This is a genomic window from Paraburkholderia antibiotica (genome assembly GCF_012927125.1).
Classification (GTDB): Bacteria; Pseudomonadota; Gammaproteobacteria; order Burkholderiales; family Burkholderiaceae; genus Paraburkholderia; species Paraburkholderia antibiotica.
Window position 1 is genome coordinate 330,910 of record NZ_JABBFZ010000004.1, and the last position, 11,907, is coordinate 342,816.

The 11,907-nt window shown below is 66.3% G+C and carries 9 protein-coding genes; 3 read left to right on the top strand and 6 right to left on the bottom strand.

Annotated elements, in window-relative coordinates; all coding sequences use genetic code 11:
• Positions 1-53 precede the first annotated feature (53 nt).
• From HHL14_RS10535 to HHL14_RS10545, 3 genes are all read right to left on the bottom strand, one after another.
• Positions 54-1,052 carry an NADP-dependent oxidoreductase gene (locus HHL14_RS10535; protein WP_169497538.1) on the bottom strand — a complete coding sequence of 333 codons (999 nt, stop codon included), beginning with the start codon at positions 1,050-1,052 and terminating at the stop codon, positions 54-56.
• A 203-nt stretch (positions 1,053-1,255) separates the two neighbouring features.
• The gene (locus HHL14_RS10540; protein ID WP_169497539.1) at positions 1,256-1,744 is read right to left on the bottom strand and encodes a PaaI family thioesterase; all 489 of its coding nucleotides are present in this window, start codon (positions 1,742-1,744) and stop codon (positions 1,256-1,258) included.
• A 135-nt stretch (positions 1,745-1,879) separates the two neighbouring features.
• A complete protein-coding gene (locus HHL14_RS10545; RefSeq protein ID WP_169497540.1) occupies positions 1,880-3,415 on the bottom strand; it encodes an aminotransferase-like domain-containing protein in 1,536 nt (511 codons plus the stop codon).
• Positions 3,416-3,593: 178 nt separating this feature from the next.
• On the opposite strand from HHL14_RS10545, the gene HHL14_RS10550 reads away from it, so the two are divergent.
• Positions 3,594-3,974: a hypothetical protein gene (locus HHL14_RS10550; protein ID WP_230412983.1), complete on the top strand. Its 381-nt coding sequence runs from the start codon at positions 3,594-3,596 to the stop codon at positions 3,972-3,974.
• A gap of 85 nt (positions 3,975-4,059) precedes the next feature.
• The gene (locus HHL14_RS10555) at positions 4,060-4,569 is read left to right on the top strand and encodes an LEA type 2 family protein (RefSeq protein ID WP_169497541.1); all 510 of its coding nucleotides are present in this window, start codon (positions 4,060-4,062) and stop codon (positions 4,567-4,569) included.
• Between the two features lie 168 nt (positions 4,570-4,737).
• Here the strand turns inward: HHL14_RS10555 and HHL14_RS10560 are convergent, their stop codons facing one another.
• The 3 genes from HHL14_RS10560 to HHL14_RS10570 form a co-directional block, all read right to left on the bottom strand.
• Positions 4,738-5,916, bottom strand: a complete 1,179-nt coding sequence (locus HHL14_RS10560) for an acetyl-CoA C-acyltransferase (RefSeq protein ID WP_169497542.1) — start codon at positions 5,914-5,916, stop codon at positions 4,738-4,740.
• 167 nt (positions 5,917-6,083) lie between these two features.
• Entirely contained in the window at positions 6,084-8,168 is a 2,085-nt protein-coding gene (locus HHL14_RS10565; protein WP_169497543.1) for a 3-hydroxyacyl-CoA dehydrogenase NAD-binding domain-containing protein, read from the bottom strand.
• A gap of 208 nt (positions 8,169-8,376) precedes the next feature.
• Complete coding sequence (locus HHL14_RS10570) at positions 8,377-10,047, bottom strand: 3-(methylthio)propionyl-CoA ligase (RefSeq protein ID WP_169497544.1); 1,671 nt, start codon at positions 10,045-10,047, stop codon at positions 8,377-8,379.
• 287 nt (positions 10,048-10,334) lie between these two features.
• On the opposite strand from HHL14_RS10570, the gene HHL14_RS10575 reads away from it, so the two are divergent.
• Positions 10,335-11,891: a protein adenylyltransferase SelO gene (locus HHL14_RS10575; RefSeq protein WP_169497545.1), complete on the top strand. Its 1,557-nt coding sequence runs from the start codon at positions 10,335-10,337 to the stop codon at positions 11,889-11,891.
• Positions 11,892-11,907: the final 16 nt, after the last annotated feature.

The following is an 11,907-nucleotide window of genomic DNA, read 5'->3' on the forward strand; positions in this document are numbered from 1 at the left end:
TCCCGGTTGAGTGGCGGCGAGCCGTTCATGCTCGGTTAATGCCTGGTTCGCGCTCAGATCAGCTTGACCAACTGCTTGCCGAAATTGCGGCCCTTCAGCAAACCGATGAACGCGTCGGGCGCCGCTTCGAGCCCTTGCGCGATGGTCTCGCGATACTGCAGCTTTTTCTGCGCGACCAGCGTGCCGAGCTGCTTCAGCGCTTCCGGCCACACCTCCATATGTTCGCTGACGATAAAGCCCTGCACCAGCAGGCGCTGCGTCAACATCATCGACGGATTTTTCAGCGGCAGCGGCTGACCGTCGTAACCAGCGATAAAGCCGCACAGCGCGATGCGCCCGAACGCGTTCATGCGCGCGAGCGTCACGTCGAGCCCTTCGCCGCCGACGTTCTCGAAGCAGCCGTCGACCCCATCCGGCGTCGCCGCCTTCAGGTCCTGGTACAGGTTGCCGGCCTTGTAGTCGACGCAGGCGTCGAAGCCGAGCGTCTCGACCACGTAGCGGCACTTGTCCGCGCCGCCGGCAATGCCGACCGCGCGCGCGCCGGCCGCCTTCGCCAGTTGCCCGACCACGCTGCCGACCGCGCCGCTCGCCGCGCTGACCACCACCGTCTCGCCGGCCTTCGGCGCGATGATGCGGTTCAGCCCGTACCACGCGGTGACGCCCGGCATGCCGACCGGGCCCAGATAGGCCGAGAGCGGCACGTGCGTGTCGTCGATCTTCTGCATGCCCGCGCCGTTCGAGGTGCCGTACTCCTGCCAGCCGAACATCGCGACGACCTTGTCGCCGACCGCGAACTTCGGATTCTTCGATTCGACCACTTCGCCGACCGTGCCGCCGATCATCACTTCGTTCAGCGGCTGCGGCGCCGCGTACGACTTGCTGTCGTTCATGCGGCCGCGCATGTACGGATCGAGCGACAGGTAGTGGTTGCGCACGCGCACTTCGCCGTCGGCGAGCGGCGCGAGCGGCGTTTCGACGAGCTTGAAGTTATCGGGCGTGACCGCGCCTTCGGGGCGCGAAGCCAGCAGCAACTGGCGATTGATCTGGGCCATCGGGTCGTCTCCTTGGGGTGACCGGGTTGAGCGGGATCGGATGTGATCCCGCTCTGATGCTGAAGTTGATGCTGATACCTGAGGCTGATACCTGAAGCCGACGCGCATACGTGCGGCATTGCCTGCGCGTTCCCACAACACGCGCTCAGACACGCGCCGTCGAACACGCGCGGTCAATCACGCGGTCAGCCACGGCGGCACGCTCAGCCGTCGCTCGGACCGGGCTTCGCGCTCGGGTCGCTGCGCAGGCGCTGTTGCGCGACGTCGCGGCCCACCGCGAGACGGCGCATGTACTTGAAGGTGCCGAGCGCCTTCGCGACGAAGTGGCCTTCGCTGTCGCGAATCTCGCCTTCGCAATAGGCCATGGTGGTCGAGCGATGCAGCACGCGGCCGGTCGCGCGCAACTCGCCGCGCCCCGGCTGCATGAAGTTGACCTTCATCTCGACGGTGACGACACCGACGCCGTCGCCCGCGAGACTGCGCGCGGCCATCGCGAGCGCGATGTCGGCGAGCGTCATCGTGACGCCGCCATGCGCGACGTCCCACGTGTTCATGTGATCGTGCCGCAACGGCAGCACGACTTCGCTGACGCCATCGGCGACGCGCAGCAACTGCGCGCCGAGACGATCGACGAAGGGACTTTCGGGCAGCGGCGCGCGGTTCGTTTCGGGGGATGAGGGTGAGTCGGTCATTGAGGTAGTCGGAGTGGGTGATCGGCAACGTGTGCAAAGGCCGTGTCGTGCGGCATGTCGCTGCTCGACGCGCGCGCATACGCAGGCACGCGCGTGCAGCACGTGCGGCGCGTGCACAGCGAAAAATGATACCTGCTATCGCTTTGCCGCATGGGTATCGGCATGAACATCGGTATGAGCGTCGCCGCGCTCCAGCATCCGTCTGGCGAGGCTCCCCAACCGACGCACCGCGTCGTCGAGCAGTTCGAGGTCCGTACTCGGGCAGCTCAGACGGATGAAATGATCGAAACGCCCGGTGTTCGAAAACACAGTGCCGGGCATGATACGAAGGCCGTCGTCCAACGCGGCGTCGAACAAGGCTGCCGACGACAACGCAGCTGGCAACTCGACCCAGAAGCACTGTCCGCCGCGTGGCGACGTAAAGCGCGTGCCTTCCGGAAACGCGACGGTAATCGCCGCGGCCATGCGCTCGCGCTGAAGCCGCAAGCTGTCACGCAGACGCCGCAAATGCCGCGCATAGGCTCCGGTCTCGAGGAACCCTGCCAGCACGACCTGCGCGAGTCGTTCGTTATGGCGCGACTGGGCGAACTTCAGCATTCCCACGCGCGGATGCCAGCGTCCGCCGTTAATCCAGCCGATCCGCATGCCCGGCGCAAGCGTCTTGTTGAACGAGGTGCAATGGATCACGGTGCCGTTCGTATCCCATGCCTTCAGCGACTTCGGCGCGGGCTCACCGTCGACGAGCTCCCGATACGGATCGTCCTCGATCAGCGCGACGCCGGCGCGCGTGCACAGCTCGACGAGACTCGCCTTGTGCGCATCGGGCATCACGCTGCCGAGCGGATTCTGCAGATTCGGCACCACGACGACGGCCTTGATGTCGGGATGATGTTGCAGCGCGAAGCTCAGCGCATCGATGGCAAGCCCCGTGCTCGGACTCGCCGGAATTTCGAGCGCCCGCAGCCCGAGGCTTTCGAGCACCTGAAGCAGACCGAAAAAACATGGCGATTCGACCGCGACGGTGTCGCCCGGCTGCGTCACGGCGCGCAACGCAAGATTGACGGCTTCGATGCCGCCGTGCGTCATGATCACCTCGTCCGCACCGATTTCGATGCCGCTTTCGAGCACGCGCCGCGCGATCACCGCGCGCAAGGCCGGATCGCCGAAATCGGGCCCCGCCGCGGTCAGTAGCGTCGGTTCGCGACGCAGCGCACGCAGGGTGGCCTGTCGCAAGGCTTCGGTCGGGTAGAGATCGGGCGACGCGGTCGTGCCGCCGAGGTTGAGCGCCTGCGGATAGCGCTGGAACTTCGACACCAGCGCGGAAATCGTCGCGTGAATACCGACGAATTGCGCGCTGCCCGGCAGCAGCGCCGGATCCGGTTCAGCGACGGCCGGCAGCGCCGCCAGCGGTGCCCGCACGAAATAGCCGGAGCGCGGCCGCGCTTCGATCAACGCGACACGCTCGAGCACCCGATAGCTCTCGGTCGCCGTCGCGAGGCTCACGCCGTGGCGCTGCATGAACGCGCGCATCGACGGCATGCGGTCGCCGGCGCGCAGCACGCCGTTGCCGATCGCGCGCCGATAGTGGTCGGCCAGTTGCCGATACAACGGCTGGCTGTCCGACGCGGGGGAGGCGGACGTGTCGCGCCGCTCGAAAGTCAATTCGTCCATGCGTCGATGGTGCGCATAGCCGGCGCGCGACAACAGATACACATCGGCGCGATTGGGACCGATACAGCCTGCCCGGACGCGTCGCTGTAGCGCTTCAGATTGTCCATGCCTGTCGCTGTTTCCACGTGAACGAACTCAATAAGCTGTACAGCAGGAAAACCATTCGAAGGAAACCATCGTGACCCGCCCGCCCCCGCACCCGGCCGCGTTCCCATCCCGTCCCACCGCGTTACGCGTGGCCCGCGATCAGACCGTCCTGCTCGATCTGCGTGCCGGGACCGCCATCGTCGCCGTCGAAGGCAAACTGAAGCTCGGCTTTCGCGATCACGCGCTTGCCTGGCTCGGCGGCGACGCGCCGGTCACATCGATCACCGTTTGCGAAGGCGAACAGTTTGTGGTCCGGCAACACGGTGTCGTGTCGGTGCGTGCGTCCGATGCGAGCGCTGCGATACAGCTCGCGCCGGCTCTGTCCGGTCAAGCGCATGTCAGCGGGTTCGTCCAGCGATTCATGCAGCGTCTCGGGGACTTCGTCGCCAGACAGATGAGGCGGGCCAGTTGACACGCCCTCGCCGTCATCGCGTCGCCGCCAGTTAGAATGCGTCACCAGCTACTCGCTGCCCGCTTCCTTCTTTCTGGTGCCGATCATGTCCCTGTTGCGCACACTGCTTGGTAGCTTTCGTTCCGCGCGCTTGCGCCTCTTCGTCCTCGCCGTCGCCACGTTGACGCTCAGCGCCTGCGCGGGCCTCCTCGGCGGCGACCCATTGCGCGTCAGCGTCGCCGGCATCGAACCGCTGCAAGGCCAGGGGCTCGAAATGCGCTTCAATCTGAAGCTGCGCGTGCAGAATCCGAACGACACCGCCGTCAGCTTCAACGGCATCTCGCTCGATCTCGATCTGAACGGCAAGCCGTTCGCGAGCGGCGTCAGCGATCAGAGCGGCACCGTGCCACGCTTCGGCGAAACCATCGTCAGCGTGCCGCTCACGGTGCCGGCGTTCGCCGCGGTTCGTCAGGCGCTCGCGTTCGCGGGCGCCGCGCAATCCGGGCAGTTTCCGTACACGCTGCACGGCAAGCTCGCGGGCGGCTTGACCGGCACCACGCGCTTCTCCGATCAGGGCGCGCTGAGCCTGCCGATGTTGGGCACCGCGTCGCAGTGATCGCATCGCACGACGACTCGCCCCACACACTCACCACGCTCGCCACACCCATCACACGCACCAAACAGCCGGACAACAGGCAGGCACCGCAGGCCTATCGCATCGACTCGGCATCGACCCTCGCGGCGCCCGCCCCTTCAGCGCTTCCGACACACGTCAGCGCACGGTTCAGACCACTTCGAACAGCCCCGCCGCGCCCTGACCGCCACCGATGCACATCGTCACGACGACGTACTTCACGCCGCGCCGCTTGCCTTCGATCAGCGCATGGCCGACCAGTCGCGCGCCCGACACGCCATACGGATGGCCGACCGCGATCGCGCCGCCGTTCACGTTCAGGCGGTCGTGCGGAATGCCGAGGGTGTCCGCGCAGTACAGCACCTGCACCGCGAACGCTTCGTTCAGCTCCCACAGGCCGATGTCCTCGACCTTCAGGCCGGCCTTCTTCAGCAGCTTCGGCACCGCGAACACCGGGCCGATGCCCATCTCGTCCGGCTCGCAGCCGGCCACCGCGAAGCCGCGAAAAATGCCGAGCGGCTGCAGCCCTTCGCGTTCGGCCTGGGTCGCGTTCATCACCACGCACGCCGATGCGCCGTCCGAGAACTGGCTCGCGTTGCCGGCGGTAATCACGCCACCCGGCAGCGCGGTGCGAATCTTCGCGACGCCTTCGAGCGTCGTGTCGGCGCGAATGCCTTCGTCGCCGCTGACGGTCACTTCCTTCGTGAAGAGACGCCCGCTCGCCTTGTCGGCGACGCCGGCGAGCACCGTCAGCGGGACGATCTCGTCCTTGAACCTGCCGGCTTCAAGCGCGGCCGCCGCGCGTTGCTGCGAGCGCACGCCGTATTCGTCCTGGCGATCCTTCGAGATCGAGTAGCGCTTCGCGACGTTCTCGGCCGTCTGCAGCATCGACCAGTAGATTTCCGGCTTGTGCTGGCTGAGCCAGCCTTCGGCCATCATGTGACGGTTCATCTCGTTCTGCACGCACGAGATCGATTCGACCCCGCCCGCGACGAACACATCGCCCTCACCGGCGATTACCCGTTGCGCGGCGAGCGCGATCGTCTGCAAGCCCGACGAACAGAAGCGATTCACGGTCATGCCCGGCACGCTGACCGGCAGGCCCGCGCGCAGCGCGATCTGGCGCGCGATGTTGCCGCCCGTCGCGCCTTCCGGATTCGCGCAGCCCATGATCACGTCCTCGACGCGCGCCGGGTCGATCTTGGCTCGCTCGACCGCGGCCTGGGTCACGTGGCCGCCCAGCGTCGCGCCATGGGTCAGGTTGAAACCGCCGCGCCACGATTTGGCAAGACCCGTGCGGGCGGTGGATACGATTACGGCGTCAGTCATGCAAGTCTCCTACTTTCTGATGTCGACGGCGGCGCGCCGGCCGGCTGCCGATGCAGCCCGGGCGCGAAGCCGCGCCGCCTGGGTCGTTCGATACGGTTCGATACAGCTCGATGTCGTTCAGCGCAAGCGGCACGTAGAACCCGCGCCGCTCGCGCCACGTGGCCCGCTCAGCCGTTGAAGCCGCGCCCTTCGCCTGCGAGCTTCGCGATGCTCGGCGCGAGCTTCCACGCGTCGCCGTTCGGCCGCGCCGCATAGCGGCGAATCGCGCGCTCGACGTTGTAGAGCCCGACCGTGTCCGCGTACAGCATCGGGCCGCCGCGATGAAGCGGGAAGCCGTAGCCGGTCAGATAGACCATGTCGATGTCCGACGCCTTCGACGCGATGCCTTCCTCGAGAATCTTCGCGCCTTCGTTGACGAGCGCGAACACCAGACGCTCGACGATTTCCTCGTCGCTGATCTTGCGGCGCTCGGTGTTCGCTTCCTTCGAGAACTCGCTGATCATGTCGTCGACGATCTTCGACGGATACGCGGTGCGGTCGCCCGCCTTGTAGTCGTACCAGCCGCCGCCGGTCTTCTGGCCGAAGCGGCCGAGCTCGCACAGACGGTCGGCGATCTTCGAGTAGTGCATGTCCGGATGTTCGAGGTAGCGACGCTTGCGGATCGCCCAGCCGATGTCGTTGCCGGCCAGATCGCTCATGCGGAACGGGCCCATCGCGAAGCCGAACTTCTCGATCGCGCGATCCACCTGCGCGGGCAGTGCGCCTTCTTCGAGCATGAAGAGCGCCTGACGGATGTACTGCTCGATCATCCGGTTGCCGATAAAGCCGTCGCACACGCCCGACACCACGGCGGTCTTTTTGATCTTCTTCGCGAGCTTCATCACGGTCGCGAGCACGTCTTTCGCGGTCTCCTTGCCGCGCACGACTTCGAGCAGCTTCATCACGTTGGCCGGGCTGAAGAAGTGCATGCCGACCACGTCCTGCGGACGCTTCGTGAACGCGGCGATCTTGTCGACGTCGAGCGTCGACGTGTTCGACGCGAGGATCGCGCCGGACTTCGCAACTTCGTCGAGACGGCGGAACACCTGTTCCTTCACGCCGAGTTCCTCGAACACCGCTTCGACGATCAGGTCGGCGCTCTTCAGGTCGTCGTAGGAGAGCGTCGGCTTCAGCAGCGCGAGGCGCTGCTCCATCACTTCGGGCTTCAGCTTGCCCTTCTTGACGGTCGCTTCGTAGTTCTTGCGGATCGTCGCGAGGCCGCGGTCGAGCGCGTCCTGCTTCATTTCGAGCAGCGTGACCGGAATGCCCGCGTTGATGAAGTTCATCGCGATGCCGCCGCCCATCGTGCCCGCGCCGATCACGGCCACCTGGTTGATGTCGCGCACCGGGGTGTCGGACGGCACGTCGGGGATCTTGCTGGCCGCGCGTTCGCCGAAGAACGCGTGACGCAGCGCGCGGCTCTCCGGCGTCTGCACGAGCGCGAGAAAGCATTCGCGCTCGAACGCGAGGCCCTTGTCGAAACCGTTCTGCACACCCGCTTCGACCGCGTCGATGCACTTGTGCGGCGCCGGGAAATTCTTCGCGATGCCCGTGACGGTATTGCGCGCGAACTGGATGAAGCCGGCCGCGTTCGGATGCTCGATCTTGCGGTCGCGCACCTTCGGATGCGCGCCGGTTTTCGCACCGACCTTGCGCGCGAATGCGAGCGCCGCGGCGGCGAGATCGCCCTGCACGACTTCGTCGAAGAGGCCCGAATCCGCGAGCTTCTCCGACAGCACCAGCGCACCGGACACGATCATGTTGAGCGCCGCTTCGAGGCCGATCGCACGCGGCAGACGCTGCGTGCCGCCCGCGCCCGGCAGGATGCCGAGCTTCACTTCGGGCAGCGCGATCTGCGCGCCGGCCGCGGCGATGCGGTAGTGCGCGCCGAGCGCGAGTTCGAGACCGCCGCCCATCGCGACGCTGTGAATCGCCGCGACGACCGGCTTCGTGCTGCCCTCGACGGCCTTGATGACCGTGTGCAGCGTCGGCTCCTGGGTGGCCTTCGGGGTATTGAATTCGGTGATGTCGGCGCCGCCCGAGAAGGCTTTGCCCGCGCCGGTCAGCACGATGGCCTTCACGGCCGGATCGTTCTGCGCGCGCTCGAGCCCTTCGACGATTCCTGCCCGCGTCGACAGGCCGAGGCCATTCACGGGAGGATTGTTCAGCGTGATGACGGCCACGCCGTCATGAGTTGTGTAGTCCACTGCCATCTGCCTGCCTCCATGCGATCCATGCAATGAGGCGGCGCGTGATGCGCCGCCTGTCCGGTTCATCGAGCCTGCTCATTGTCAGGCTTTTCGGGCGACGCTTCCGGGTCAGCAGGCAGAATACACAAAAAAGCACGCTCGTTCAATTTACTGCCGGGCGGGGTTTCCCCTAGGCGGCCCGGCACGTTGCTGCTCATACCGATGCGTTGCTTCAGGCGCTGGGCGTCAGCGGACAGTTGCGGCTGTCTTCGAGCGCGGACGGCAGCACGTGGTCGCGAAACAGATCGCGCAGCTTCAGCTTCTGCAGCTTGCCGGTCGCGGTGTGCGGCAACTCGTCGACGAACGCGACGTCGTCGGGAATCCACCATTTGGCGACCTTGCCGTCGTAGAACGCCAGCAGCTCCTCACGCGTCACCTCCTGCCCCGGGCGCTTCACCACGACCAGCAGCGGTCGCTCGGTCCACTTCGGATGCGCGCACGCGATGCACGCCGCCTCCGCGACCGCCGGATGCGCGATCGCGACGTTCTCCACGTCGATCGAGCTGATCCATTCGCCGCCCGACTTGATCACGTCCTTCGAGCGGTCGGTGATGTGCAGGAAGCTGTCGGGGTCGATCGTCGCGACGTCACCGGTCGGGAACCAGCCGTCCGCGAGCGGCGAGTCGTCCTTGCGGAAATACCGGTCGATCACCCACGGTCCGCGCACATGCAGATCGCCGAACGCGACGCCGTCCCACGGCAACTCGCGGCCATCCTCGCCGACGATCTTCATGTCCACGCCGTAGATCGTGTGGCCCTGCTTTTCGAGCAGCTTGCGTTGCTCGGCAAGCGGCCGTTGACTCTGCTCCCACGTCAGTTTCGACAAGGTCCCAAGCGGCGACATCTCCGTCATGCCCCATGCGTGGATCACCTGTACGCCGTACTCGTCCTCGAAGGTGCGCAGCATCGCCGGCGGACACGCGGAGCCGCCGATCACCGTGCTCTTCAGCGACGAAAACTTCGCGCCGGCCCCGCGCATGTAATTGAGCAGGCCGAGCCAGACGGTCGGCACGCCGGCCGAATAGGTGACGCGCTCGCTTTCCATCAGCTCGTACAGCGACTTGCCGTCGAGGTCCTTGCCGGGGAACACGAGCTTCGCGCCGGTCAGCGGCGCCGCGTGCGGAATGCCCCACGCGTTCACATGGAACATCGGCACGACGGGTAGCACCGAATCGCACGCGGACAGGCACATCGCGTCGGGCAAGGACGCACCGAACGCGTGCAACACCGTCGAGCGATGCGAATACAGCGCGCCCTTCGGATTGCCCGTCGTGCCGGACGTATAGCAGAGGTAGGACGCCTGACGCTCGTCGAGCGTGGGCCAGTCATAGTGGCCGTCCTGCGCGTCCATCAGCGTTTCGTAGCACAGCAGCGGGGTTTGCGTCGCCGGCCGGTGCGCTTCGTCACATAACGCGATCCAGCCGCGCACGCGCGGGCACTGCGGCGCGAGCACGTCGACCAGCGCGGCGAAGGTGGTGTCGAACAACACGTACGCGTCGTCGGCGTGATTGATGATGTAGGCGATCTGATCGGGAAAGAGCCGCGGGTTGATCGTGTGGCACACCGCGCCGAAGCCGGTCGTGCCGTAGTACGCCTCCAGATGCCGGTAGCCGTTCCATGCGAGCGTCCCGACCCGCTCGCCGGGTTCGACGCCGAGCGCGATGAGTGCCTGCGCGAGCTGCTTCGCGCGCTTCTCGCAATCGCGGTACGTGTAGCGATGCAGATCGCCTTCGATACGCCGCGATACGATCTCGGTGCCGCCGAAATGCCGTGCGGCATGCGCAAGCAGCGATGACACGGTGAGTGGCACGTCCATCATCTGGCCCAGCAGCGGCGTCGTCATAAAGCGGGGTCTCCTCGGCTTGGTGGTGTGAGTGGGAAGGTGGTCGGGTTGGACTGGCTATGCGGCGAATAGACAGATAGGCGGGTTGGCGAGCGGGCGATGTGGTCGACAACGCGTGTCGAAACGAATCGACGGATACGCACGCACGTGGTGCACATCACGGTGAGAACACCGTGAGAACACGGTGAAAAGCGCATCGCCTGAGTGACGGCCTGAATAACGAAGCGGCCGACCAGCAGCGCCGCGGGCGCGGACTTACAATATCGGTTAATCCAGAGGCGCTCAACATGTCGTTTTCCCCAAGCATTGCAGGGCTATCCGCCGCTTTGACGGATCTTTCCAACACGCTCGCCACGCCCCCGGCCAACGCCTTCGCGCGGCTCGGCGGCACCTTCCTCACCCGCCTGCCCGCCGCGCCGCTCGACGCCCCCTATCTGGTCGGCTTCTCCGCCGACACCGCCGCGCGGCTCGGACTGCCCGCCGGCATCGAGCGCGAACCAGGCTTTCCCGATCTGTTCTGCGGCAACGCCACGCGCGACTGGCCGGCCGACGCGCTGCCGTATGCGTCGGTGTACTCGGGGCATCAGTTCGGCGTGTGGGCCGGCCAGCTCGGCGACGGTCGCGCGCTTAGCCTCGGCGAGCTCGAACACGACGGCGCGCGCTTCGAACTGCAACTGAAGGGCGCGGGCCGCACGCCCTATTCGCGCATGGGCGACGGCCGCGCGGTGCTGCGTTCGTCGATTCGCGAGTATCTGTGCGCGGAGGCGATGCATCACCTCGGCATTCCGACCACGCGCGCGCTATGCGTGATCGGCTCCGACCAACCGGTGCGGCGCGAGACCATCGAAACCGCCGCGGTGGTCACGCGCGTGTCGCCGAGCTTCGTGCGCTTCGGCCACTTCGAGCACTTCTACGCGGCCGATCGCGTCGACGCGTTGCGCGCGCTCGCCGATCACGTGATCGAGCGCTTCTACCCGCATTGCAAGGAGGCCGACGATCCGTACCTCGCGCTGCTCGCCGAGGCGGTGCAGTCCACCGCCGATCTGATGGTCGAGTGGCAGGCGGTCGGCTTCTGTCATGGCGTGATGAATACCGACAACATGTCGATCCTCGGCCTGACGATCGACTACGGTCCGTTCGGCTTCATGGATGCCTTCGACGCCGGCCACATCTGCAACCACTCGGACACGCAAGGCCGTTATGCGTACCGGATGCAGCCGCAGATCGGCTACTGGAATCTGTTCTGCCTCGCCCAGGGGCTGCTGCCGCTGCTCGGCGAGCAGCACGACGAGAGCGTGCGCGGCGAGCGGGCGGTCGAAGACGCGCAGCGCGTGCTCGCCGGCTTCAAGGCGCGCTTCGCGCCGGCGCTCGAAAACCGCATGCGCGCCAAGCTCGGCCTCGAACAGCAGCGCGACGGCGACGACGCGCTGGTCAACCGGCTGTTCGAAGCGATGCACGCGAACCGCGCCGATTTCACGCTGACATTTCGCAATCTCGCGCGCGTGTCGAAACACGATGCGAGCGGCGACGCGCCGGTACGCGACCTGTTCCTCGACCGCGCGGCCTTCGACGCATGGGCGAACGACTACCGCGCACGCCTGTCCGAAGAGACCCGCGACGACGCCACGCGCGCCATTGCAATGAACCGCGTGAACCCCAAATTCGTGCTTCGTAACCATCTGGCGGAAACCGCGATCCAGCGTGCGAAGGAAAAGGATTTCTCCGAAGTGGAACGGCTCGCCGACGTGCTGCGTCGCCCGTTCGACGAACAGCCCGAACACGCCGCGTATGCGGGGCTGCCGCCCGACTGGGCGAGCTCGCTGGAAGTGAGCTGTTCGTCGTGACGCGCTGGGGCGGTCA